General features: G+C 74.2%; 20 protein-coding genes. 7 read left to right on the forward strand and 13 right to left on the reverse strand.

The genetic code is table 11. From position 1 onward, the window contains the following. Positions 1–68: 68 nt before the first annotated feature. The 3 genes from D1J60_RS09665 to D1J60_RS09675 form a co-directional block, all read right to left on the reverse strand. Positions 69–1529, reverse strand: coding sequence for a glutamate synthase subunit beta (locus tag D1J60_RS09665; protein WP_125600100.1), 1461 nt, complete (start codon positions 1527–1529; stop codon positions 69–71). Beyond that, on the reverse strand, positions 1522–6069 hold the full coding sequence (gltB, locus tag D1J60_RS09670; RefSeq protein ID WP_206436634.1) for a glutamate synthase large subunit: 4548 nt from the start codon (positions 6067–6069) through the stop codon (positions 1522–1524). Before gltB ends, D1J60_RS09665 begins: the two co-directional genes overlap by 8 nt. A 400-nt stretch (positions 6070–6469) precedes the next feature. Beyond that, the gene (locus D1J60_RS09675; RefSeq protein ID WP_125820836.1) at positions 6470–7201 is read right to left on the reverse strand and encodes a VIT1/CCC1 transporter family protein; all 732 of its coding nucleotides are present in this window, start codon (positions 7199–7201) and stop codon (positions 6470–6472) included. A 279-nt stretch (positions 7202–7480) separates the two neighbouring features. Here D1J60_RS09675 and D1J60_RS09680 point away from each other — a divergent pair, with 279 nt between their 5' ends. From D1J60_RS09680 to D1J60_RS09710, 7 genes are all read left to right on the forward strand, one after another. After that, positions 7481–8467 carry an ADP-ribosylglycohydrolase family protein gene (locus D1J60_RS09680; protein ID WP_125600092.1) on the forward strand — a complete coding sequence of 329 codons (987 nt, stop codon included), beginning with the start codon at positions 7481–7483 and terminating at the stop codon, positions 8465–8467. A 515-nt stretch (positions 8468–8982) separates the two neighbouring features. Beyond that, a complete protein-coding gene (locus tag D1J60_RS09685) occupies positions 8983–10206 on the forward strand; it encodes an ADP-ribosylglycohydrolase family protein (RefSeq protein ID WP_206436635.1) in 1224 nt (407 codons plus the stop codon). 7 nt (positions 10207–10213) lie between these two features. Beyond that, the gene (locus tag D1J60_RS09690; RefSeq protein ID WP_125820837.1) at positions 10214–11359 is read left to right on the forward strand and encodes an ADP-ribosylglycohydrolase family protein; all 1146 of its coding nucleotides are present in this window, start codon (positions 10214–10216) and stop codon (positions 11357–11359) included. A 242-nt stretch (positions 11360–11601) separates the two neighbouring features. Then, positions 11602–12978, forward strand: a complete 1377-nt coding sequence (locus D1J60_RS09695; RefSeq protein ID WP_125820838.1) for an ADP-ribosylglycohydrolase family protein — start codon at positions 11602–11604, stop codon at positions 12976–12978. Next, positions 12975–13886, forward strand: coding sequence for a ribokinase (rbsK, locus tag D1J60_RS09700; protein ID WP_125820839.1), 912 nt, complete (start codon positions 12975–12977; stop codon positions 13884–13886). Before D1J60_RS09695 ends, rbsK begins: the two co-directional genes overlap by 4 nt. Next, positions 13883–15130 (forward strand): CoA transferase, encoded by a 1248-nt coding sequence (locus D1J60_RS09705; RefSeq protein WP_125820840.1) that lies wholly within the window; start codon positions 13883–13885, stop codon positions 15128–15130. Before rbsK ends, D1J60_RS09705 begins: the two co-directional genes overlap by 4 nt. After that, entirely contained in the window at positions 15127–15939 is an 813-nt protein-coding gene (locus D1J60_RS09710; RefSeq protein WP_125820841.1) for a CoA ester lyase, read from the forward strand. Before D1J60_RS09705 ends, D1J60_RS09710 begins: the two co-directional genes overlap by 4 nt. Before the next feature lie 584 nt (positions 15940–16523). Here D1J60_RS09710 and lgt read toward each other — a convergent pair. The 10 genes from lgt to D1J60_RS09760 all read right to left on the reverse strand — a co-directional run bounded on the left by lgt (position 16524) and on the right by D1J60_RS09760 (position 25277). Then, positions 16524–17528 carry a prolipoprotein diacylglyceryl transferase gene (lgt, locus tag D1J60_RS09715; protein ID WP_125820842.1) on the reverse strand — a complete coding sequence of 335 codons (1005 nt, stop codon included), beginning with the start codon at positions 17526–17528 and terminating at the stop codon, positions 16524–16526. A 90-nt stretch (positions 17529–17618) separates the two neighbouring features. After that, entirely contained in the window at positions 17619–18617 is a 999-nt protein-coding gene (locus tag D1J60_RS09720; RefSeq protein ID WP_241253198.1) for a thioredoxin domain-containing protein, read from the reverse strand. 94 nt (positions 18618–18711) lie between these two features. Beyond that, a complete protein-coding gene (gene trpA, locus D1J60_RS09725; protein ID WP_125603218.1) occupies positions 18712–19530 on the reverse strand; it encodes a tryptophan synthase subunit alpha in 819 nt (272 codons plus the stop codon). After that, complete coding sequence (gene trpB / locus D1J60_RS09730) at positions 19527–20780, reverse strand: tryptophan synthase subunit beta (RefSeq protein WP_125603217.1); 1254 nt, start codon at positions 20778–20780, stop codon at positions 19527–19529. Before trpB ends, trpA begins: the two co-directional genes overlap by 4 nt. A gap of 209 nt (positions 20781–20989) precedes the next feature. Continuing rightward, positions 20990–21199, reverse strand: coding sequence for a tryptophan synthase subunit(beta) (locus D1J60_RS09735; protein ID WP_125594522.1), 210 nt, complete (start codon positions 21197–21199; stop codon positions 20990–20992). Positions 21200–21206: 7 nt separating this feature from the next. Beyond that, positions 21207–22016: an indole-3-glycerol phosphate synthase TrpC gene (gene trpC, locus D1J60_RS09740; protein WP_125594523.1), complete on the reverse strand. Its 810-nt coding sequence runs from the start codon at positions 22014–22016 to the stop codon at positions 21207–21209. 181 nt (positions 22017–22197) lie between these two features. After that, positions 22198–22704 carry a DUF2752 domain-containing protein gene (locus D1J60_RS09745; protein WP_125820844.1) on the reverse strand — a complete coding sequence of 169 codons (507 nt, stop codon included), beginning with the start codon at positions 22702–22704 and terminating at the stop codon, positions 22198–22200. 68 nt (positions 22705–22772) lie between these two features. After that, on the reverse strand, positions 22773–23024 hold the full coding sequence (locus tag D1J60_RS09750) for an HGxxPAAW family protein (protein WP_007263567.1): 252 nt from the start codon (positions 23022–23024) through the stop codon (positions 22773–22775). Between the two features lie 109 nt (positions 23025–23133). After that, positions 23134–23772 (reverse strand): TIGR02234 family membrane protein, encoded by a 639-nt coding sequence (locus D1J60_RS09755; protein ID WP_125594525.1) that lies wholly within the window; start codon positions 23770–23772, stop codon positions 23134–23136. 14 nt (positions 23773–23786) lie between these two features. Further along, a complete protein-coding gene (locus D1J60_RS09760; protein ID WP_125820845.1) occupies positions 23787–25277 on the reverse strand; it encodes an anthranilate synthase component I in 1491 nt (496 codons plus the stop codon). Positions 25278–25283: the final 6 nt, after the last annotated feature.

A 25283-nucleotide genomic window follows, 5' to 3' on the forward strand; every position in this document is an offset into this window, starting at 1 on the left:
AGTTCCGTACGCCGTTGTACGGACCGTATGAGGGGTCCCGCCGTTCGCGCGGCGGGGGCGCTGGGGGGCTACACCATCAGGGAGCGGTCCGTCGGCTTGACCGGGTAGGGGAGGGTGCTGGTGCCGGTCAGGTAGCGGTCCACGCCGCGGGCGGCCGAGCGGCCTTCCGCGATGGCCCACACGATCAGCGACTGGCCGCGGCCCGCGTCACCGGCGACGAAGACGCCGTCGGCGTTGGTCGCGTACGAGGCGTCGCGGGCGATGTTGCCCCGCTCGTCCAGGTCCACGCCGAACTGCTCGACCAGACCGTTGGCCTGGTCGGTGCCGGTGAAGCCCATCGCCAGGGTGACCAGCTGGGCCGGGAGGACCCGCTCGGTGCCGGGCTTCTGGACCAGCTTGCCGTCGATGAACTCGACCTCGGTCAGGTGCAGGGACTGGACGTTGCCGTCCTCGTCGCCCTCGAAGTGGGTGGTGGAGACGGAGTAGATCCGCTCGCCGCCCTCCTCGTGGGCCGAGGTGACCTTGTACAGCATCGGGAAGGTCGGCCACGGCATGGACTCCGGGCGGTCCTCCGACGGACGCGGCATGATCTCCAGCTGGGTGACCGAGAGGGCACCCTGGCGGTGGGCGGTGCCCACGCAGTCCGCGCCCGTGTCGCCGCCGCCGATGACGACGACGTGCTTGCCCTCGGCGGTGATCGGCGGGGCCAGGAAGTCGCCCTCCTGGACCTTGTTCGCGAGGGGCAGGTACTCCATCGCGAAGTGGATGCCGTTCAGGTCGCGGCCCGGGACCGGGAGGTCGCGGGAGACCGTCGCGCCGGCGGCCACGACCACCGCGTCGAAGCGCTTGCGCAGGTCGGTCGCCGTGATGTCACGGCCGACCTCGATGCCGGTGCGGAACTTGGTGCCCTCCGCGCGCATCTGCTCGATGCGGCGGTTGATGTGCACCTTCTCCATCTTGAACTCGGGGATGCCGTAGCGCAGCAGCCCGCCGATGCGGTCGGCGCGCTCGTACACGACCACGGTGTGCCCGGCCCGCGTCAGCTGCTGGGCGGCGGCCAGGCCGGCCGGGCCGGAGCCGATGACGGCCACGGTCTTGCCGGACAGGCGCTCCGGCGCCTGCGGGGTGACGTCGCCGTTGTCCCAGGCCTGGTCGATGATCGAGACTTCGACGTTCTTGATGGTGACGGCCGGCTGGTTGATGCCGAGCACGCACGCCGACTCGCAGGGAGCGGGGCACAGGCGGCCCGTGAACTCCGGGAAGTTGTTCGTGGCGTGCAGGCGCTCCGCCGCGGCGGACCAGTCCTCGCGGTACGCGTAGTCGTTCCACTCGGGGATCAGGTTCCCGAGGGGGCAGCCGTTGTGACAGAACGGGATGCCGCAGTCCATGCAGCGGCCGGCCTGCTTGCTGATGATCGGGAGCAGCGAGCCCGGGACGTAGACCTCGTTCCAGTCCTTGACGCGCTCGGCGACGGGACGGGTGCAGGCGGTCTCGCGCGGGGTGGTGAGGAAGCCCTTCGGGTCAGCCATTGGTCGCCGCCTCCATCATCTTCTCGGTGGTCTCGGACTCGGAGAGTCCGGCCAGCTCAGCGGCGTCCTTGGCGGCGAGCACTGCCTTGTACGTGGTCGGGATGATCTTGCTGAAGCGGGCCGCGGCGGCGTCCCAGTCAGCCAGGAGCTTCGCGGCGACGGTCGAGCCGGTCTCCTCCTCGTGGCGGCGCACCACATCGTGCAGCCACTGCTTGTCGGCGTCGGAGGGGGCCTCCACGGCCTCCGCGTTGCCGACGTTGACCTGGCGGGGGTCGAGGTCGATGACGTACGCGACGCCGCCGGACATGCCGGCCGCGAAGTTGCGGCCGGTCTCGCCGAGGACGACCGCCGTACCGCCGGTCATGTACTCGCAGCCGTGGTCGCCCACGCCCTCCGAGACGACCAGGGCGCCGGAGTTGCGGACGCAGAAGCGCTCGCCGGTGCGGCCGCGCAGGAACATCTCGCCGCCGGTGGCTCCGTAGCCGATGGTGTTGCCGGCGATGGTGGAGTACTCGGCCAGGTGGTCGGCGGCGCGGTCGGGGCGGACCACGATGCGGCCGCCGGAGAGGCCCTTGCCGACGTAGTCGTTGGCGTCGCCCTCGAGCCGGAGGGTGACGCCCTTCGGGAGGAAGGCGCCGAAGGACTGGCCGGCCGAACCCGTGAAGGTCAGGTCGATCGTGTTGTCGGGCAGGCCCGCGCCGCCGAACTTCTTGGTGACGTGGTGGCCGAGCATGGTGCCGACGGTCCGGTTGATGTTGCGGATCGCGACCTGGGCGCGGACCGGCTGGGCCGTCTCGGCCGTCTCGGCGTTCAGCGCGTCGGCGGCGAGCTCGATGAGCTCGTTGTCGAGGGCCTTCTCCAGACCGTGGTCCTGCTCGATCAGGGCGTGGCGGACCGCGCCCTCGGGCAGCTCGGGCACGTGGAAGAGGGGTTCCAGGTCGAGGCCCTGGGCCTTCCAGTGCGTGACGGCCTTGCTGGTGTCGAGGAGCTCGGCGTGGCCGACGGCCTCCTCGATCGTGCGGAAGCCCAGCTCGGCGAGGATCTCGCGCACCTCCTCCGCGATGAACTCGAAGAAGTTGACGACGAACTCGGGCTTGCCGGAGAACCGGTCGCGCAGGACCGGGTTCTGCGTGGCGATGCCGACGGGGCAGGTGTCCAGGTGGCAGACGCGCATCATGACGCAGCCGGAGACGACGAGCGGCGCGGTCGCGAAACCGAACTCCTCGGCGCCGAGCAGCGCGGCGATGACCACGTCGCGGCCGGTCTTGAGCTGGCCGTCCGTCTGGACGACGATGCGGTCGCGCAGCCCGTTGAGCAGCAGGGTCTGCTGGGTCTCGGCGAGGCCGAGCTCCCAGGGGCCGCCCGCGTGCTTGAGCGAGGTGAGCGGGGAGGCGCCCGTTCCGCCGTCGTGGCCGGAGATCAGGACGACGTCCGCGTGGGCCTTGGACACGCCGGCCGCGACCGTACCGACGCCGACCTCGGACACGAGCTTCACGTGGATGCGCGCGACCGGGTTGGCGTTCTTGAGGTCGTGGATCAGCTGGGCCAGGTCCTCGATGGAGTAGATGTCGTGGTGCGGCGGCGGGGAGATCAGGCCGACACCCGGGGTGGAGTGACGGGTCTTGGCGACCCACGGGTAGACCTTGTGGCCGGGCAGCTGGCCGCCCTCGCCGGGCTTGGCGCCCTGCGCCATCTTGATCTGGATGTCGTCCGCGTTGACCAGGTACTCGCTGGTGACGCCGAAGCGGCCGGAGGCGACCTGCTTGATCGACGAACGCCGCGCCGGGTCGTACAGGCGGTCCGGGTCCTCGCCGCCCTCACCGGTGTTGGACTTGGCGCCCAGCTGGTTCATGGCGATGGCGAGGGTCTCGTGCGCCTCCTTGGAGATGGAGCCGTACGACATGGCGCCGGTGGAGAAGCGCTTGACGATCTCGGAGACCGGCTCGACCTCGTCGATGGAGATCGACGGACGGCCCGACTCACCGGTCTTGAAGCCGAACAGGCCGCGGAGCGTCATCAGGCGCTCGGACTGCTCGTTCACGCGCTCCGTGTACTTGCGGAAGATGTCGTACCGGCGGTTGCGGGTCGCGTGCTGGAGGCGGAAGACCGTCTCCGGGTCGAACAGGTGCGGCTCGCCCTCGCGGCGCCACTGGTACTCGCCGCCGATCTCCAGCGCGCGGTGCGAGGCGGGGATGCCGGTGGCCGGGTACGCCTTGGCGTGGCGGGCGGCCACCTCCTTGGCGATGACGTCGAGGCCGGCGCCGCCGATCTTGGTGGCGGTGCCCGCGAAGTACGTGCCGACGAACTCCTCGTTCAGGCCGACGGCCTCGAAGACCTGGGCGCCGCGGTAGGAGGCGACGGTGGAGATGCCCATCTTCGACATGACCTTGAGGACGCCCTTGCCGAGGGCGTAGATCAGGTTCTTGATGGCCTGCTCCGGCTCCAGGCCGGACAGGAAGGTACCGGCGCGCAGCAGGTCCTCGACGGACTCCATGGCCAGGTACGGGTTGACGGCCGCGGCGCCGTAGCCGATGAGCAGGGCGACGTGGTGGACCTCACGGACGTCGCCGGCCTCGACCAGCAGGCCCACCTGGGTGCGCTGCTTGGTGGCGATGAGGTGGTGGTGGACGGCGGAGGTGAGCAGCAGCGACGGGATCGGCGCGTGCTCGGCGTCCGAGTGGCGGTCCGACAGGACGATCAGGCGGGCGCCGGCCGCGATGGCGGCGTCGGCCTCGGCGCGGATCTCCGCGATCCGGGCGGCGAGGGCCTCGCCGCCGCCGGAGACCCGGTAGAGGCCCGACAGGGTGGCGGCCTTCATGCCGGGCATGTCGCCGTCGGCGTTGATGTGGATGAGCTTGGCGAGCTCGTCGTTGTCGATCACCGGGAAGGGCAGGGTGATGCTGCGGCAGGAGGCGGCGGTCGGCTCCAGCAGGTTCGACTGGGGGCCGATCGAGGACAGCAGCGAGGTGACGAGCTCCTCGCGGATGGCGTCCAGCGGCGGGTTGGTGACCTGCGCGAAGAGCTGCGTGAAGTAGTCGAAGAGCAGCCGGGGGCGCTCGGACAGGGCCGCGATGGGCGAGTCCGTGCCCATGGAGCCGAGGGCTTCGCCGCCCGTGCGGGCCATGGGCGCGATGATGACGCGCAGCTCTTCCTCGGTGTAGCCGAAGGTCTGCTGGCGGCGGGTGACCGAGGCGTGGGTGTGCACGATGTGCTCGCGCTCGGGGAGGTCCGTCAGCTCGATCTCGCCGGTCTCCAGCCACTCCGCGTAGGGGGCGGCGGCGGCCAGCTCGTCCTTGATCTCGTCGTCCTCGACGATGCGCTTCTGCGCGGTGTCGACGAGGAACATCTTGCCGGGCTGGAGGCGGCCCTTGCGGACGACCTTGGACGGGTCGATGTCGAGGACGCCGACCTCGGAGCCGAGGACGACGAGGCCGTCGTCGGTGACCCAGTAGCGGCCGGGGCGCAGGCCGTTGCGGTCGAGGACCGCGCCGACCTGGGTGCCGTCGGTGAAGGTGACGCAGGCCGGGCCGTCCCAGGGCTCCATCATCGTGGAGTGGTACTGGTAGAACGCGCGGCGGGCCGGGTCCATGGAGGCGTGGTTCTCCCATGCCTCCGGGATCATCATCAGCACGCTGTGCGGCAGGGAGCGGCCGCCGAGGTGGAGCAGCTCCAGGACCTCGTCGAAGGAGGCCGAGTCGGAGGCGTCCGGGGTACAGATCGGGAAGATGCGGTCCAGGGCGCCCTCGCCGAACGCGGCGGTCGCCAGCTGGGACTCGCGGGCCTTCATCCAGTTCCGGTTGCCCTTGACGGTGTTGATCTCGCCGTTGTGCGCGACGAAGCGGTACGGGTGGGCGAGCGGCCAGGACGGGAAGGTGTTCGTCGAGAACCGGGAGTGGACCAGCGCGAGCGCCGAGGCGAAGCGGCGGTCGGAGAGGTCCGGGAAGAAGGGCTCCAGCTGGCCGGTGGTCAGCATGCCCTTGTAGACGATGGTGCGGGCGGAGAGCGACGGGAAGTACACGCCGGCCTCGCGCTCGGCGCGCTTGCGCAGCACGAAGGCCTTGCGGTCCAGCTCGATGCCCGTGGTGCCGTTGCTGACGAACAGCTGGCGGAAGGCGGGCATGGTGGTGCGCGCGCCGTTGCCGAGCAGGTCGGGGGTGACCGGGACCTCGCGCCAGCCGAGGACCGTGAGGTTCTCCTCGGCGGCGATGGCCTCGATCCGCTCCACGGCGACGGCCTGTGCGGTGCCGTCGGCGGGGAGGAAGGCGATGCCGACCGCGTACGCGCCGGCCCCGGGGAGTTCGAAGCCGGCGACCTCGCGCAGGAAGGCGTCCGGCACCTGGGACAGGATGCCGGCGCCGTCGCCGGAGTCCGGCTCGGAGCCGGTGGCGCCGCGGTGCTCGAGGTTCCGCAGGACGGTCAGGGCCTGCTCAACGAGGGTGTGGGTGGCCTCGCCGGTGAGGTTCGCCACGAATCCGACGCCGCAGGCGTCCTTCTCGTTGCGGGGGTCGTACATGCCCTGCTGGGCGGGGCGACCGTCCATGGGCGACCAGGCGATGTTGCTGGGGCCGGTCGCGGAGTGCGTGGATGCGGAACGCATCGGCTCTCCCGTCGTCGTCGTGGCAATGTGCTGGCCGAGGGACGACGTTGGCCCTCTGCGAAATTTCGTGCAGGTTACATGATGACGGCAATTCCGAGAACCGGATATCACATTCCAGCATGCGGACACTGCGCGAGGCAGAAAGAAGGGACCTTCAAGGGATTCTCGAGTCGCAGACGCCTCTGTGGAGGCCTGCTGGGCAGTACACGGGGTGAAGGTCCCGGCGCGAGACGGGCATCATTGCCCGGCGCCCTGGTGTGATGCCCGGCGGTCACGGAATCGAAACCACCGGGTAACCGACTACTTATGTTGCGTGCTGCATAGTGTCTCACTCCCGCGGCCGTTAGCCTATGGCGCCGCCGATCCAGGTTCCCAGGATGTACGTCACACCCGCGGCGGCGCCACCCAGGACGAGCTGGCGCACACCGCTGTACCACCACGACCGGGCCGTGACCCGCGAGACCACCGCACCGCAGGCGAAGAGCCCGACGAGCGCCAGCAGCACGGCCGGCCACAGGGCGGTCGCCCCGAGCAGGTAGGGCAGCACGGGGAGCAGCGCGCCCAGGGCGAAGGAGCCGAAGGAGGACACGGCGGCGACCAGCGGCGAGGGCAGGTCGTCGGGGTCGATCCCGAGCTCCTCGCGGGCGTGGATCTCCAGCGCCTGGTCCGGGTCGCGGGAGAGCTGCATCGCCACCTCGCGGGCGAGGGCGGGCTCGACGCCGCGCGAGACGTAGAGCTCGGCCAGCTCCTCCATCTCGTCGACGGGGTGCTTGCGCAGCTGCTGGCGCTCCACGTCCAGCTCGGCGAGGACCAGCTCGCGCTGCGAGGCGACCGAGGTGTACTCACCGGCCGCCATCGAGAAGGCGCCGGCGGCGAGACCGGCGAGGCCGGTGATGACGATCGTCGCGGGGGCCACCGCACCGCCGGCCACACCGGTCATCAGGGCGAGGTTGGAGACGAGGCCGTCCATCGCGCCGAAGACCGCCGGGCGCAGCCACCCGCCGTTGACGTCGCGGTGGGTGTGGTTGTCGCGGTGGGCGGTGTGCAGCGGCGCTTCGATGTCGATGATGGACATGGCGTATCTCCCCTTTTGTACGAGTGGGTACGAGCGGGTACGCGAAAGCGACGCGCAGCTGTGCCCGGCGCGGGGCACTCCCCCTGAACACCTCGAAAGTACGCACGATTTCCGGCTCCCGCCAGCAAGGAAGGCCGTACTTACCTGGGGTTTCGCGGGTCGGCGACCGGGTGACGGGGGCGGGCGGGGCGCGTTTCGCGGCGACCGACAAACCTCATGCCGTGGCACAAATCCCCCAAGGGCTCATGATGAGTCCCCCACCAAGTGGAGAGGCGCGCCATGGAGCTGATTGCATGCAATCCGCAGGTCCTCCTCGAACGGGCCAGGGGAGCGCTTCTCGGCCTCGCGGTGGGTGACGCGCTGGGCGCCCCCGCGGAGAACATGAAGCCGTCGGAGATCCGCGCGAAGTGGGGCCGGATCGAGGGCTTCGTCTCGGACGACCCAGCGGGCACGGACGACACGGAGTACGCGATCTTCTCGGGCCTGCTGCTGGCCCGGCACGGCTCCGCCCTGACCGTCGCGCACGTCGAACGGGCCTGGCACCACTGGATCGCGGACCTGGACGAGGGCCCCTTCCGCGGCGCGGGCTTCTCCGAGCGCGGCACCCTGGAGAACCTCCGCCGGGGCCTGGCAGCGCCGATCTCCGCCCAGCACCGGCACGCCTGGTCGGACGGCCTGGCCATGCGGGCGGCGCCCTTCGGGGTGTTCGCGGCGGGCCGCCCGGCGGAGGCGGCCCGGCTGGTCGCGATCGACGGAACGGTCAGCCACGACGGCGAGGGCATCTACGGCGGGCAGGCCGTCGCCGCCGGCGTCGCGGCCGCCATGGCGGGCGGCTCCCCCGCCTCGGTGGTCTCGGCGGCCCTGTCCGTCATCCCGTCCGACTCCTGGACGGCCCGCTCGCTGCGCCGTGCGGTGACCGCGGCCCCGCGCGGGGAGCGGGCGGTGCGGTCGGCGGTGGTCATCGGCGGCTACCCGTGGACGGACCTGGCCCCGGAGGCGGTGGGACTGGCCTTCGGCGCGTTCGCCGCCTGCGCGGGCGACTTCCCGGGCTCGGTCCTCACCGCGGTGAACATGGGCCGGGACGCCGACACCACCGCGGCGGTGGCGGGCGCCCTGGCCGGCGCCCTGTCCGGCGCCCCCGCCATCCCCGCCGCCTGGGCCTCGGCCATCGGCCCGGTCCGCGGCAGCTGCCTCCCCTCGATGCGCGGCTACCACGTCCTGGACATCGCGGACCTCCTCACCCCGGAAACCGAGCCCGCCCGATGACCCAGCCCACCACCCTCACCGACCCGGCCCCGGAAGCGGAGTCCCCCGCCGGAGCCGCCGCCCCGGCCCCGGCTGTCCCCGCAGCCGCCCCCGCCCCGGCCCCGGCCGACGGGGCCGAACCGGTCCCGGACGCCCCCACCGCCGCCCCGGCCGCCCTCGCCGCCGCCCCGGCCAACTTCGCCGAACCGGTCCCGGCTGTCCTCGCCGCCGCGGTCTCGGCCGCCTTCGCCGCCGCCCCGGCCCCGGCCAATGGGGCCGAACCGGTCCCGGCCGCCTTCTCCCCCGTGGCCCCGGCCGCCCTCGCCTACGCCCCGGCCCCGGCCGGCCCCGCCGCCGCGACCCCGGCTGTCCTCGCCGGACCGGTCCCGGCCGGGCCGCCCGGAGGCGGGGGTCCGGCCTCCGCCCCCGCCCCCGGGCAGCCCCCTCGGGAGGCCGCCGCGTGGGCCGTCGTGTCCGCACTGGTGGCGGAGGGGGCCGTCCCGCCTGCCCCGCCCCCGGTTCCGGGAAGGGGCGGGGTGGGGGGAACCGCCCCCGGCCGGACCCCGCCCACGGGGCCGCGTACTCCCGCGACCGCCCCGGAGGCCGCCGCCCCGGCACCGCGTGCCCCCGCCCCGCCGCCGGAGGCGGGCCGGCGGATCGAGGGGTTGCTCCTCGGGCTCGCCGCCGGCGACGCCGCCGGGTGGCCCGCCGCCCGGCACCGCGCCAGCCGGATGCCCGAGTGGACCCGCCGCCTCACCCGCGAGCTCGACACCTTCGCCGAGCAGAACGCCACCACCACCCTCCCCGTCCCCATCGCCCTCAACCAGCCCCCCGAACCCCTGCGCCTCGGCCCCTCCGACGACGCCGAATGGGCCGCCTTCGCCGCCGAATCCGTACTCACCGCCGCGGGTGCCCTGCTCAGCGACCTCTCCCGGTCCCGCCGCATGCGCGCCGCCATCGACCTCGCCTGGAACGCCCTCGCCAGCGAGGTCGCCGCCGCCGCCGAACGGGCCCCCGAGGTCGAGTCCGCCGTCCTGCCGATGCGCGCCCGGATCTCCGTACGCGCCGGCCTCGGCAACCTCGCCGCCGGCCTGCGCCCGCCCGCCACCGGCCACGACAACCCGCACTACTTCGACGACGCCGCCTGCGTCCGCGCCTGCGTCCTCGCCGTCGTGCACCCCGGCGACCCGCAAGCCGCCGCGGACCTCGCCGAGTTCGACGCCCGCTACACCCAGGACGGCGACGGCGTCCACGGCGCCCGCGCCATGGCGGCCGCCGTCGCCGCCGCCCTCGCCGGCGCGGACACCGACACCGCCGTCGACGCCGCGCTCGCGCAGCTGCCCGCCCCCACCGAGATCGGCCGCAACGCCCGGCACGCCGTCAAACTCGCCCGCGCGGAGACCGGCGGCGCCTTCGCGCTCGTCCCCCTCCTGGAACACCAGATCGTCGACCACGTCTACAGCTACGGCATCGCCGCCGCCGAGACCGTCCCCGTCGCCCTCGCCCTCGCCACCGCCGCCGGCGGCAGGACCTGCGAGGCCGTCCCGGCCGCGGCCTGCCTCTCCCGCGTCGCCGACTCCGCCCCCGCCCTCGCGGGCGCCCTCACCGGCGCCCTCGGCGGCGGCGACTCCCTCCCCGCCGCCTGGCGCGACGCCTGCCGCACCCTCTCCGGCTGCGCCCTCCCCCGGCTGGCCGGAACCGACCTCGTCGAACTCGCCGCACTGCTCTCGCGTACGGAACTCACCTCACGGAAGGGATGATTCGGGCATGAGCCTCACACTGGAGGACCGGTTCTCGGGCGCCCTCGTCGGCGCCGCCGTCGGTGACGCCCTCGGCGGGCCGGTGGAGGGCTGGTCCCCGGAGCAGATCGCCGAGCGGCACGGCGGCCGCGTACACGGCATCGTCGGCCCCTGGTACGCGGACTGGCGCACCGCCCGGCCCATCGCGCCCTACCACAAGGGCGACGGGCACGTCACCGACGACACCCTCATGACGCACGCCCTGGTGCGCGTCTACACGGCCGTACGCGACCACCTGGACGCCTACGCCGTCGCCGAGCACCTCGTGCCGGACCTGATGGGCACCCCCCGCTGGATCCCCGAGCTGGAGGCCGAGGCACTGCCCCTCCAGCGGATCTTCCTCGCCGAGAAGTGGATCGTGACCCGGCTGCACTACGCGCACGCCGACCCCCGCGAGGCCGGCACCGGGAACATCGTCAACTGCGGCGCGGCGATGTACATGGCGCCGGTCGGCCTGGTCAACGCGGGCAACCCGGCCGCCGCCTACGCCGAGGCGCTGGACGTCGCGGGCGCGCACCAGTCCTCGTACGGGCGGGAGGCGGCCGGCGTGTTCGCCGCGGCGGTCGCGGCGGCCTGCGCCCCGGGCGCGACGGCCGCGACGGTGGTGGACACCGCGCTCGCCCTCGCCAAGGACGGCACCCGCGACGCCATCGCCGCCGTACGCGAAGTCGCGCTGCGGCACCGGGACTTCGAGTCCGCGCTCGCGCCGCTGCGGGCGGCCGTGGCCCCGTACGACTCGGTCGGGCCGGACTACCGGGCGCCCTCCCTCGGCGCCCGCCGCCCCTCGCGGCTGCACTCCATCGAGGAACTGCCGATCGCCCTCGGCATGCTGCTCGTCGCGGACGGCCGGTACGAGGCCTCCGTGCTCGGCGCCGTCAACTACGGCCGCGACTGCGACTCCATCGCCACCATGGCCGGGGCCCTCGCCGGCGCCCTCGGCGGGGAGTCCGCCGTGCCCGCCGCCTGGGCCAAGCAGGTCGCGGATGCCAGCCGGCTCGACCTGCACGCCCCGGCCGCCGAGCTGGCCGCCGTGGCCCGGGAGGTCTTCGACCGGGACCGGACCCGCCGGCGCGCCCACGAGGCCGCCTTCGACGCCATCGCCTCCCCCCGGTGACGGCCCCCTGCGCCGGCAACCCCCCGGCCACACCGCCCCCACCCCCAGCAGACCCGACCCCCACAGCCCCGGCCGACACGGGCCCAACCACGGCAGGCCCCACCACCACAGCCCCCGCCAGCCCGAACCCGGTCACGGCAGGCCCCGCCACAACACCCCCGGCCCAAACCAGCCCCGCCACGGCAGACCCCGCCCCCACAGCCCCGGCCGGCGCAGCCGCCGCGTGCGGCGCCGGCGGTGCCGTGCGGCTGACCTGGGTGCAGCCCGAGGACCTGGTCGGCCATGAGCTGCGCCAGGCCGCCGAGGACGGGCGCGACCCCGGGCCGGCCCGCTCCGCCTGGCTCGCGGCGGGCGGGCAGGAGGCCCCCGCCCGGGCCGGGGCCTCCCCCGCCCCCGCCGCGCCGGAGCTGCGCGCGCTCGCCGTCCGCCTGCTGGACGGCCTCGCGGAGCTTCCCGTCCCCACCGCCGCCGCGGAGCCCACCGACTGGCCGGCCATCCGTGCCACCTGGCCCGCACCCCTCCCGCCCGGCCCGGCCGCCCCGGTGGATCCCGCGCTGCGCCGCAGGCTGGAGGCCGCCTGGGTCGGCCGGGCCGTCGGCTGCGTACTCGGCAAACCCGTCGAGAAGCTCCCCCTCGACGGCATCCGCGCCCTCGCCCGCGCCGCCGGGAACTGGCCGCTGGACGACTGGTTCACCGCCCGCGGCGTCCCCGCGGAGCTGCTGGCCGCCCACCCGTGGAACCGCCGCTCCGCCCCCACCTCCCTCGCCGAGAACATCGACGGCGCGCCCGAGGACGACGACCTGAACCACCCCCTCCTCGGCCTGCTGCTGCTCCAGCGGCACGGCAAGGGCTTCGCCACCGCCGACCTCGCCCGGCTCTGGCTCGACGAGCTCCCCGCCGGCCGCACCTTCACCGCCGAACGCGTCGCCTACCGCAACCTCCTCCAGGGCCTGGAGCCCCCGCACACCGCCACCCACCACAACCCCTTCCGCGAGTGGATCGGCGCCCTCATCCGCGCCGACGTCCACGGCTGGACCAACCCCGGCGACCCGGCCGCCGCCGCCGAACAGGCCTGGCGGGACGCCACCCTCACGCACACCGCGGGCGGGGTGCACGCCGCCCTGTTCGCCGCCGCGGCCGTAGCCGAGGCCGCCGGCGGCCGGGCCGACGTGCACGGCGCGCTGCGGGCCGGGCTGGCCGTCGTACCGCCCGGCTCGCGCCTCGCCGAGGCGGTCCGGCACGGGATCCGCGCCGCCCGCGAGGAGGCCTGCTTCGACCGGGTCGTGGACCGGCTGCACGCCCGCTACGGCCACTACCACTGGGTGCACGCCGTCCCCAACACCGCCCTGATCGCCGCCGCCCTCACCCACGCCGACGGGGACTTCACCCGTTCCGTCTGCCTCGCGGTGTCCGGCGGCTGGGACACCGACTCCAACGGCGCCACCGCCGGCTCGGTCGCCGGGCTCCTGGCCGGATCCCCCGACCGGATCCCGGAGCGCTGGACCGCACCGCTGAAGAACCGCCTCGCCACCACCGTCGCGGGCTTCGACGGCACCGGCTTCGACACCCTCGCCCAGCTCACCGCCCGGCTCACCACCCAGGAGGCAACCCGCTCATGACGGCCATCGCCGTGCTCGGCAGTACCAACATGGACCTCGTCGCCTACGTGCCCAAGGCCCCCCGCCTCGGGGAGACCGTCACCGGCCGGGAGTTCCGCACGGCCCCCGGCGGCAAGGGCGCCAACCAGGCGGTGGCCGCCGCCCGCCTCGGCGGGGAGGTGGTGATGATCGGCGCGGTCGGGACGGACGAGTTCGGCGTACGGCTGCGGGCCGCTCTCGCGTCGGCCGGGGTCGAGACCGCCGCGCTGCGCACCGTCGAGGGCGCGAGCGGCACCGCCCACATCACCGTCGACGACGAGGGCGGCAACAGCATCATCGTCATCCCGGGCGCCAACGCCCGCGTCACCGGCCTGGAGGCGGGCGACGCGTCGCGGATCGGCGCCGCCGACTGCCTGCTGCTCCAGCTGGAACTCCCCCTGGAGGCCGTCCTCGCCGGGGCGCGGGCCGCCCGCGCGCACGGCGTCCGCACGGTCCTCACCCCGGCCCCCGCGCAGCCCCTGCCGGCCGGGCTGCTCGCCGCCACCGACCTGCTGGTCCCCAACGAGCACGAGGCCGCCGCCCTCACCGGCCTCACCGACCCGCACCGGGCCGCGGAGGCGCTGTTGCGGGAGGTGCCGGAGGTGGTGGTCACCCTGGGCGCGGCCGGCTGCCTGTACGCGGCCCGGGGGCGCGAGCCGCTGACGGTGGCGGCCCCGCGGGTGCGGGCGGTGGACACCACCGCCGCCGGGGACACCTTCGTCGGGGCGCTCGCGGTGGCGCTCGGGGAGGGGCGCGCCATGCCGGGGGCTCTGGCCTGGGCGTCGGTGGCGGCGTCGCTGTCCGTCCAGCGGCCGGGGGCGCAGGACTCGATGCCGGCCCGCGCCGAAGTGGACCGGGCGGCGGGGGCCGCGGCCGGGGCGGAGTCATGACCCCCTCGGACCCGCCCGCCGACGCGCCCCACGCCGACGCGCCCGCCGACGTGCCCCCGGCCGGCCCGCTGGCGGGGCTGCGCGTACTCGACCTGGCCACCCTGTTTGCCGGGCCGCTGGCCGCCACCCTGCTCGGGGACTTCGGCGCCGAGGTGGTCAAGGTCGAGCACCCGCACCGGCCCGACCCCTCCCGGGGGCACGGCCCCGCCAAGGACGGGGTCGGGCTGTGGTGGAAGCTGCTCGGGCGGAACAAGCGGACGATGACCCTCGACCTGTCCGTGCCCGCCGGCCGGGACACCCTGCTGCGGCTGGCCGCCACCGCCGACGTGGTCGTCGAGAACTTCCGCCCCGGCACCCTGGAGCGGTGGGGGCTGGGCTGGCCCGAGCTGTCGGCCGCCAACCCGCGGCTCGTCCTGGCCCGCGTCACGGCCTTCGGCCAGCAGGGCCCGTACGCCCGCCGGCCCGGCTTCGGCACCCTCGCCGAGGCGATGAGCGGCTTCGCGGCGATCACCGGTGAGCCCGACGGCCCCCCGACCCTCCCGCCCTTCGGCCTCGCCGACTCCATCGCAGCGCTGACCTGCGCGTACGCGGTGATGACCGCGCTCGCCGGGCGGGACCGGACCGGTCGGGGCCAGGTCGTCGACCTGGCGATCATCGAGCCGATCCTGACCGTGCTGGGCCCGCACCCGCTCTGGTACGACCAGCTCGGCTACGTCCAGCCCCGCACCGGCAACCGCTCCGCCAACAACGCCCCCCGCAACACCTACCGCAGCGCGGACGGCCGCTGGCTGGCGGTGTCCGCCTCGGCCCAGTCGATCGCGGAGCGCGTGCTGCGGCTCGTCGGCCGGGCCGAGCTGACCACCGAGCCCTGGTTCGCGACCGGCTCCGGGCGGGCCGCGCACGCGGAGGTCATCGACGGGGCGGTCGGCGGCTGGATCGCCCGGCACAAGGCCGAGGAGGTGGTCGCGGCCTTCGAGGAGGCCGAGGCCGCCGTCGCCCTGGTCTACGACGTCCGGGACGTGATGGCCGATCCGCAGTTCGCCGCCCTCGACACGGTCACCGAGGTCGAGGACCCCGAACTCGGCCCGCTCCGCATGCAGAACGTCCTCTTCCGGCTGTCCGGGACGCCCGGCGGGATCCGCTGGGCCGGCCGGCCGCACGGCGCGGACACCGAATCCGTCCTGACCGAGCTCGGCCTGACCGGGCCCGAGATCGCCGCTCTCCGTACCGGAGGTGCCCTGTGATCCTGACCTGGCTCTACGCGCCCGGGGACCGCCCGGAGGTGGTGGCGAAGGCCCTGCGCAGCGGGGCCGACGCCGTCATCGTCGACCTGGAGGACTCGGTGTCGGTCTCGCGCAAGGAGTACGCCCGCGCGGCCACCGCCGAACTGCTGGGCGAACGGCCGCCGGTCCCGGTCCACGTCCGCGTCAACGCCCTCGGCTCCCCCTGGTCGGGCGCCGACCTCACCGCACTGGCCCAGCTGCACGGTCTCGCGGGCCTGCGGCTGCCTAAGGTCGACGCGCCGGAACAGATCACCCGGGTCGCGGACCGCACCGGAGGGGTGGCGCTGTACGCGCTGCTGGAGTCCGCGCTGGGGGTGGAGAGGGCGTACGAGATCGCGCGCGCCCACCCGTCCCTGCAGGGGCTGACGCTGGGCGAGGCGGACTTGTGCGCGGACCTCGGCGTCTGCGCGGAGAGCGGGCTGGACTGGCCGCGTTCCAGGGTCGTCGTGGCGGCCCGCGCCGCCGGGCTGGCACCGCCGGCGCAGTCGGTCTTCCCGGACATCCGGGACCTGGAGGCCCTGGCCGCCTCCTGCGCGCGGGGCCGGGCGCTGGGCTTCCTCGGGCGTGCGGCGATCCACCCGCGGCAGCTGCCGGTGATCGAGCGGGCCTTCCTCCCGGGGCCGGAGGAGGTCACCGCCGCCGAGGAGATCGTCACGGCCGCCCGCGCCATGCCGGGGGCGCTCGCCCTCCCGGACGGCCGCTTCGTCGACCCGGCCGTCGTCGCGGCCGCGCACCGCACCCTGACCTTGTCCCGCCGCGCCCCTTCCTGACGCGCCGCTCGCACGACTCGGCCCCGGGGGCCTCCCCGGCTTCGCGCCGCCGCGCCGGACTCCGTCCGTCGGGCCGCGGGGCGGGGTCGGGTTCCGTGGCCGGGGCCGGTGGGTCGGGTGCGGGTGGGGGGCCGCTGCGCGGGGCTGGGTCCCCTACCCGCCCTTCGCCCGTTCCCAGGGGCTCCGCCCCTGACCCCGCGCCTCAAACTCCCCCAGCTACCGCTGGGAGGTGCCCCCAGGCGGGGCTGGAGTGCCGGGGCTGCGCCCCGGACCCCGATACCGGCCGGTCCGCGCCCGGTGCGCTCAAACGCCGCGCGGGCTGGAATTCCGCTGCGCGAAATCCAGCCCCGCCGGCCACTTCCAGCCCCGCCGGCGCTTGCGGCGCGGGAGTCCGGGGGCGCAGCCCCGAGCCCCTCCAGCCCCGCCGGCGTTTGAGGCGCGGGTCCGGGCAGAGCCCGGGGAACGGGCGAAGGGCGGGTAGGGGATCCAGCCCCGCGCAGCGGCGATCGGCACCGGCGCCGGCCGGGTACGCCGGAGGGGGCGCCGCGCGTCGCGCGGCGCCCCCTCCGGTACGACCCGGTAGGTCAGCTCTTGTCGGCCTCGGCGGCCTTGGTGAGGCTGGTGGCCGGCTTCGCTCCGGCGTCGGGGGTCTCGGCCTCGACGGCCTTCGCGTCGGCCGGGACGGCCTTCGGGTCGGCCTCCGCACCCGCCGGGACGGCCTTCGCGTCGGCCTCGGCCCCGGCCGCAGCGGGCTCACCCGAGCCCGAACCGCCGGAGGCGACCGGCTCGACCACCGTCTCCCGCCCCGGCCGCAGCTTCGCCGAGAGCACGAAGTACACCACCGCGAGCACGAAGACCACGATCGCGGTCCACACGTTCAGCCGCAGGCCCAGGATGTGGTGCGCCTCGTCGACGCGCATGTACTCGATCCACACGCGCCCGGAGCAGTAGGCCGCCACGTACAGGGCGAACGCCCGCCCGTGTCCCAGCTTGAAGCGCCGGTCGGCCCAGATGACCAGGGCGGCGACGCCCAGGCACCACAGGGACTCGTAGAGGAACGTCGGGTGGTAGGTGCCGGCGACCCGGTTCGGGCCGTCGCTGATCTTCAGCGCCCACGGCAGGTCGGTCGCGCGGCCGTACAGCTCCTGGTTGAACCAGTTGCCCCAGCGTCCGAAGGCCTGGGCGACGGCGATGCCCGGGGCGAGCGCGTCGGCCCAGGCGGGCAGCGGGATGCCGCGCAGGCGGCAGCCGATCCAGGCGCCGACCGCGCCGAGCGCGATCGCGCCCCAGATGCCGAGGCCGCCCTCCCAGATCTTGAAGGCGTCGACCCAGTCCCGGCCCTCGCCGAAGTAGAGCTGGTAGTCGGTGATCACGTGGTAGAGGCGACCGCCGACCAGGCCGAAGGGCACCGCCCACACGGCGATGTCCGCGACCGTGCCCGGCTTTCCGCCGCGCGCGATCCACCGCTTGTTGCCGAGCCAGACGGCGACGAAGACGCCGATGATGATGCAGAACGCGTAGCCGCGCAGCGGGATCGGTCCGAGATGGATCACGCCGGTCGACGGGCTGGGGATGTAAGCAAGGTCCATGGCAGACCTGACGCTACCCTGCCGGGCGGTACGGACCGCAACCCGCCCGGCAAGCTGAAACCAAAACCACACATGGCGGGGCCGCCCGGGTCAGCCTCCCGACCCCGTGCCCGCCCCCGCCCGGGAGCCGGAACCGGAACCCGATCCGGAACCGGATCCGGAACCGGTTGCGGAACCGGATGCGGAACCGGATGCGGAGCGGGAGCCGGTGACCGTGGAGGTCTTGGAGCCGGTCTTGGAGCCGCTGCTTCCGGACGCGGAGGCGGAGGGGGACGCCGACGGTGACGGGGCGGTCTTGCCGGCGGTGCCCTCGACCTTCTCCTTCAGCTTCTGCGGGGTCAGCGGGTTCGCCTGGTCGGAGAAGATGTCCTTGCCGTCGAGCAGCACGGTGGGGGTGCCGCGGAACTTCCCGTCGCGGAAGGCCTCGTGCGACTTGCCCACCCAGCTGTTGTGGGTGCCGTCCTGCACGCAGGAGCGGAAGGCGGGGGTGTCCAGCCCGTCGACCTTGCCGGCCAGCTCCAGCAGCTTGGCGTTCTTGCCGTAGGCGTCGTCGGTCTCCGGCGGCTGGTTCTGGAAGAGGACGTCGTGGTACGGGGAGAACTTGCCGGCGTCCTGGGCGCAGGCGGCGGCGTTCGCCCCCTTCAGGGAGCCGGTGCCGCCCATGTTCCCGTCGATCAGGGTGACCAGGTGGTACTCGACCTTGAGCAGCCCCTTGGCCTCCAGGTCGTGGATGGTGGTGCGGTAGTTGTCCTCGAAGGCCTTGCAGGCGGGGCAGCGGAAGTCCTCCCACACCGTGAGGGTGGACTTGGCCTCGTCCTTGCCGGTCTGGATGGCGAGCGCGTCCTTGCCGGTGGCTCCGGAGGGCGCGGCCACCGGGCCGGCCTTGGCGGACTTGTCGCCCTTGCCGGTGTTGGCCGCGATCACGCCGACGACGGCGGCCAGGCCGAGCACGCCGACGACGGTTCCGGCGACCAGGAAGGTCCTCCGGCGCTTGTCCCGGCTCTTCTGCCGCTCGCGCTCCTGCTGGAGTCGCTCCCGGGCCGATCGTTTCGTCGCATCGCGGTTCGCACCGTCGTTCTTCTCGCTCACGTTCGGCCAAACGAAGCGGGGAGGCACTCGCGTGCCTCCCCGCTGCCGAATCCACCCGATCGGGCTACAGAACCTCGTCCTGGGCCCGTCTGGGTCAGGACCTGCGTACGCCTTCCGCAAGCTCGCCCGCCAGTGCCCGCACGGCCGACAGGCCGGCCGGCAGGTCCGGGGCGTCCAGGAGGAGCTTCACGAAGGCGGAGCCGACGATCACCCCGTCGGCGAAGCCGGCGACCTGCTTGGCCTGTACGGCGTTGGAGACGCCCAGGCCCACGCAGACCGGGAGGTCGGTGGTGGTGCGGGTGCGGCGCACCAGCTCCTGGGCCTCGTTGCCGACGGACTCGCGGGTGCCGGTGACGCCCATGAGGGAGGCGGCGTAGACGAAGCCGGAGCCGGCGGCGGTGATGGTCGCCAGGCGCTCGTCCTTGCTGCTGGGGGCCACGACGAAGACGGTCGCCAGACCGTGCTCGGCGGCGTGCTCCCGCCACAGCGCGGACTCCTGGACCGGCAGGTCGGGCAGGATGCAGCCGGCGCCGCCGGCGGCGGCCAGCTCGGCGGTGAACCGCTCGACGCCGTAGCGGTCGATGGGGTTCCAGTACGTCATGACGAGGATCGGGACCCCGGTGGCCTCGAAGGCCTCGCGGACGGTGCGCAGCACGTCGGCGATCTTGACGCCGCCGCGCAGGGCGATGTCGTCGGCGGTCTGGATGACGGCGCCGTCCAGGACCGGGTCGCTGTGCGGCAGGCCGATCTCGACGATGTCGGCGCCGCCCTCGACGATCGCCTTGACGGCCTCGATGCCGCCGTCGACGGTCGGGAAGCCGGCCGGGAGGTAGGCGACGAGGGCCGCCCGGTCCTCGGACTTGGCCTTGGCGAGGGTCGCGCTCAGCAGTTCGATGTTGCCCTGGTTGCTCACTTGTGCTCCCCCTCGGTCTCCGTGCCGTCGTACAGCCCGAAGTAGCGGGCGGCCGTGTCCATGTCCTTGTCGCCGCGGCCGGACAGGTTGACGACGATGAGGCCGTCCTTGCCCAGCTCCTTGCCCAGGTCGAGGGCGCCCGCGAGGGCGTGCGCCGACTCGATGGCCGGGATGATGCCCTCGGTGCGCGACAGCAGGCGCAGGGCCTGCATGGCGGCGTCGTCGGTGACCGCGCGGTACTCGCCGCGGCCGGTGTCCTTGAGGTAGGAGTGCTCGGGGCCGATGCCCGGGTAGTCGAGGCCGGCGGAGATGGAGTAGGGCTCGGTGATCTGGCCCTCCTCGTCCTGGAGGACGTAGCTGCGGGAGCCGTGCAGGATGCCGGGCTCGCCCGCGGTGAGGGTGGCGGCGTGCTCGCCGGTCTCGACGCCGTGTCCGGCGGGCTCGAAGCCGACCAGGCGGACGTCGGCGTCGGGGATGAAGGCGTGGAAGAGGCCGATGGCGTTGGAGCCGCCGCCGACGCAGGCGGCGACGGCGTCGGGGAGCCGGCCGGCGCGCTCGATGATCTGGCGGCGGGCCTCGACGCCGATGACGCGGTGGAAGTCGCGGACCATCGCCGGGAAGGGGTGGGGGCCGGCGACGGTGCCGAAGAGGTAGTGGGTCTGGTCCACGTTGGCGACCCAGTCGCGGAACGCCTCGTTGATGGCGTCCTTGAGGGTCCGGGAGCCGGACTTCACGGCGATGACCTCGGCGCCGAGCATGCGCATGCGGGCCACGTTGAGGGCCTGGCGCTGGGTGTCGATCTCGCCCATGTAGATGGTGCAGTCGAGGCCGAAGAGGGCGCAGGCGGTGGCGGTGGCCACGCCGTGCTGGCCGGCGCCGGTCTCGGCGATGACGCGGGTCTTGCCCATGCGCTTGGTGAGCAGCGCCTGGCCCAGCACGTTGTTGATCTTGTGCGAGCCGGTGTGGTTGAGGTCCTCGCGCTTGAGGAAGATCCGGGCGCCGCCGGCGTGCTCGGCGAACCGGGGCACCTCGGTCAGGGCGCTGGGCCGGCCGGTGTAGTTGACCATGAGGTCGTTGAGCTCGGCGGCGAAGGCCGGGTCGCCCTTGGCCTTCTCGTACTCGACGGCGACCTCGTCCACGGCGGCGACGAGGGCCTCCGGGATGAACTTGCCGCCGAAGTCACCGAAGTAGCCCTCGGTGTTGGGGACGTGACCCTCCGGGTCCGGGATGAAGAACGAGCTGGTGGACATGTGCCACTACTCCTACGGGTACGGAATGCGAGGCTTCGCTCGACGCGGGCTGGATGCACCGTATTGCGCCGCCGGTCCGCCGCCCGCGCACCCCGCTGAGGGGGTGGGAGGGGATGCGGAGGGGACGGCCCGCACCCCCACGGGGGGCGGGGCCGTGCGGGGCCGCCCGTCCCCGGTACCTCAGGGATACCGGGCCGGGAGGGCCTCCGTCACGACGCGGCCGCGCCGCGCCATCGCATGCCGTTGACCTGTCCGGGCTCGGACCCGATCACGTAGCGCACCCGCCTGCCGTGCACGCGGCGGGCCGGGGCGCGACAGCCGCGGGGGCGGCAGCCGCGCGCCAGCGGCGCGTGTGCCGTCGGCACGGCGGCCGGGCCGTGGCCCGGCCGGGTGCGGACGGTGGAGGAGGCGGGAGGCATGGACGGGTCAGCTCCGCCCGTGACGCAGGGCGGGGTGGGCGCCGGCGGCGACGAGGTCGGCCACGGCCGCCTTCGGGTCGCGGCCGGTGACCAGGGACTCGCCGACGAGGACCGCGTCGGCGCCCTCGTTGGCGTAGGCGATCAGGTCGTGGGGTCCGCGGATGCCGGACTCGGCGACCTTCACGATGTGGGGCGGGATCTCTCCGACGACGCGCTCGAAGGTGGAGCGGTCGACCTTGAGGTCCTTCAGGTTGCGCGCGTTGACGCCGATGATCTTGGCGCCGGCGGCGACGGCACGCTCGATCTCCTCCTCGTCGTGCACCTCGACGAGCGGGGTGAGGCCGATGGACTCGGCCCGCTCGATGAGGGAGACCAGGGCCTCCTGCTCCAGGGCCGCGACGATCAGCAGCACGAGGTCGGCGCCGTAGGCGCGGGCCTCCCACAGCTGGTACGCCGTGACGATGAAGTCCTTGCGCAGGATCGGGATGTCCACGCGTGCGCGGACGGCCTCCAGGTCGGCGAGCGAGCCGCCGAAGCGGCGCTGCTCGGTGAGGACGGAGATGACCGCCGCGCCACCGGCCTCGTAATCGGCGGCGAGCCCGGCCGGATCCGCGATCGCGGCCAGCGCGCCCTTGGAGGGGCTGGAGCGCTTGACCTCGCAGATCACCTTGACGCCGTCGCCACGCAGGGCGGCGACGCCGTCCTTGGCCCGGGGCGCCTTGGCGGCACGCTCCTTGAGCTCGTCGAGGCTCACGCGGGCCTGCCGTTCGGCAAGGTCTTCGCGGACCCCTTCGATGATCTCGTCGAGCACACTCACGCGAGCGGCCCCCTTCCGGGTCGATGACGGTCGGCCGCCTTGCAGACACGTTCCACTGCAAGGTCAGCACTCAAATGGTATCCGCAGGTCGCCGAGGCCTCCGCACGGAGTTCTCGGTTTCCCAGGGACTGGACACTCGGAATATGGCCCTCCCGTAGTTCCCCCAAGGCCTCCGCCGGGTTCAGGGGGCCAGCACGGAGCCGAACGGGAGGTTCCGGACAATCGAGAACGCGAGCACCACGGCCCCGATGCCCCACCACCAGGCCGGCCGCAGCGCGATCCGGGGGGCCGGCCGCCCGCGGAGGGCGCTCAGCAGCCACAGGGCCGTGAAGGCGGCGAAGACGAGGTAGCCGGCCACCGCCACGGCGTTGGCGCCCAGCGCGGCCGGCAGGTCGCCGGTGGCGAAGGCGTGGGCGCTGCGCAGCCCGCCGCACCCGGGGCACAGCACCCCCGTGAGCCGGAACAGCGGGCAGACCGGATAGTGGCCCGGTTCGTTCGGGTCCACGGCGCCCACGTACGCGAAGGCCGCCACGGCCCCGGCCAGGGTCAGCACGGGCGCGGCCGCCCGCCGGGCCCGGGGGACCCGTACGGGCGCCCCGCCGGACGGCGGCGGCCCCCAGGGGCCCGCGTGCGGGGCGTGCGGGGCGTCGGTACGAGGGGCGTCCACCCGCTGATTCTCTCCGCTCATGGCAAAAGGCGCAGCCCGACGGGGCCGCGCCTTTCGAACAGCGGACCGGCAGACCCGCGGGATCGCGCTCAGACCTTGGCGGGAACCCGGTTGGCGGCGATGACCTCGGCGAGGTCGCGGTGGGCGGCCTTCGGCGCGCCCATGCCGGCGGCGCGCATCGCCAGGCCGACGACACCGCCGAGCGCGACGACGACCATGCCGGCCCAGAACCCGAGCGGGTTCGCCAGCACCATGAAGGCGCCGGAGACGCAGAAACCGATGAAGGCGATGATGACACCGGTCCAGGCGGCCGGGGTGTGTCCGTGGCTCGTGCCCGCCATGAGTTGCTCCTCGTTGCTCTGTCTCGCGTGCGGTGCCGCACGCTCGCTGTCATTGTCCCGCACGCCGCCGCCGGTTTCTCCAGTGGGTGGCGGTCTCCCGCGGCCCCGGCTAGCGGGTGGGGTCCTCGCCGCGGTCCAGCGCCTTCCACAGGTCCTCCGGCCGGTCCGGGTCCACCGGGGCGGGGGTGCGCCCGCGGGGGCTCCCGTCGCGCTCGTAGCGGCCTCCCATCGCGGGCCAGCCGCTGCCGAAGCGCAGCGCGAGCAGTCCCGCGAGCAGGATCAGGGCGGCGCCGGAAGCGGTGACGTACGGCCACGCCGTATGGGTCAGCTCCCCCACCCGGGCGGCGGTGTCGGCGGTCGCGGTGGCGGCCCGCTCGTCCAGGGCGGCCCGGTCGTCGGCGGCGGCCACCGCGGCCAGGGCCGCGCCCAGACCGCTCAGCGCGAGCAGCCCGGAGACCAGCAGCCGCCCCCGGCCCCGTACGGCGAACACCGCGACCAGGGCGGCGAGGCCGACGATGGCCAGGGCGGCCGGGAGGCCCGTGACGGCCCGCCCGTCCGCGGTCAGGGGCAGGGTCCCGCCCCCGATGGCGGCGCTGCCCCGGGCCCAGGTGCGGCCGGAGGCGAGCAGGACGACGGTGGCGCCGAGCGCGCCGAGCAGCAGGGCGACGGCCACGGTGCGGCGGCCGGTGCTGCTGTCGGGGGCCTCGGCCTCGCTGGGGGGGTGGGGTACGGCACTCACGTACCCCACTATCCCCTACGGCCTCAGCCGCGGTGGAGGCGGTTCGCCGCTCCGACCGCGCGGAGCACGGCGGCGGCCTTGTTGCGGCACTCCCGGTCCTCCAGCTCGGGCACCGAGTCCGCGACCACGCCCGCCCCGGCCTGCACGTACGCCGTGCCGTCGCGCAGCAGCGCGGTGCGGATGGCGATGGCCGTGTCGGAGTCCCCCGCGAAGTCCAGGTAGCCGACGCAGCCGCCGTACAGGCCGCGCCGGGAGGGCTCCAGCTCCTCGATGATCTGCATGGCGCGCGGCTTGGGCGCGCCGGAGAGGGTGCCGGCGGGGAAGCAGGCGGTGAGCACGTCGAACGCCGTCCTGCCCTCGGCGACCCGGCCGGTGACGGTGGAGACGATGTGCATGACGTGCGAGTACCGCTCGATGCTCATGAAGTCCACGACCTCGACGGAGCCCGGCTCGCACACCCGGCCCAGGTCGTTGCGGCCCAGGTCGACGAGCATGAGGTGCTCGGCGCGCTCCTTCGGGTCGGCCAGCAGCTCCTCGGCGAGGTCGTTGTCCTCCTGCGGGGTCGCGCCCCGGTGCCGGGTGCCGGCGATCGGGTGGACCATGGCCCGGCCGTCCTCGACCTTGACCAGCGCCTCGGGGCTGGACCCGACCACGTCGAAGCCGTTCTCGAAGCGGAAGAGGTACATGTACGGGGAGGGGTTGGTGGCCCGCAGCACCCGGTAGACGTCCAGCGCGGACGCCTCGCAGGGGGTCTCGAACCGCTGCGAGGGCACCACCTGGAAGGCCTCGCCGGCCCGGATGCGCTCCTTCACGTCCTCCACGGCCGCCTGGTACTTCTCGCCGCCCCACAGCGCGGAGAACTCCGGCAGCTCGGAGGCGGGCAGCGGGGCCGGGGCGTACGGCGCGGGCCGCGCGAGGTCGGCCTCCATGGCGTCGAGGCGGGCGACGGCGTCGGCGTGGGCCTCGTCGACCCCGGAGTCCAGGTCGTTGTGGTTGATCGCGTTGGCGATCAGCTGGACGGTGCCGTCCCAGTGGTCCAGGACCGCCAGGTCGGAGGTGAGGAGCATGGTCAGCTCGGGGAGCTCCAGGTCGTCCTCGGCGTGCTCGCCGATGCGCTCCAGGCGGCGGACGATGTCGTAGCCGAGGTAGCCGACCATGCCGCCGGTGAACGGCGGCATGCCGCCCGCGAGGTCGCGCGGAGTGTGCAGGGCCTCGACGGTGGCGCGCAGCGCGTCCAGCGGGTCACCGTCCACGGGGACGCCGACGGGCGGGGTGCCGATCCAGTGCGCCTGGCCGTCCTTGACGGTGAGGGTGGAGTCGCTGCGCACGCCGATGAAGGAGTAGCGGGACCAGGAGCGGCCGTTCTCGGCGGACTCCAGCAGGAAGGTGCCGGGGCGTTCGGCGGCCAGCTTGCGGTAGAGCCCGACCGGGGTGTCCCCGTCGGCGAGCAGCCTGCGGCTGACGGGGATGACACGGCGGTCGGCCGCGAGCTTGCGGAACGTCTCGAGATCCATGGGGTG

Origin of the sequence: Streptomyces sp. W1SF4 (assembly GCF_003950035.1) — a bacterium.
Taxonomy (GTDB): domain Bacteria; phylum Actinomycetota; class Actinomycetes; order Streptomycetales; family Streptomycetaceae; genus Streptomyces; species Streptomyces racemochromogenes.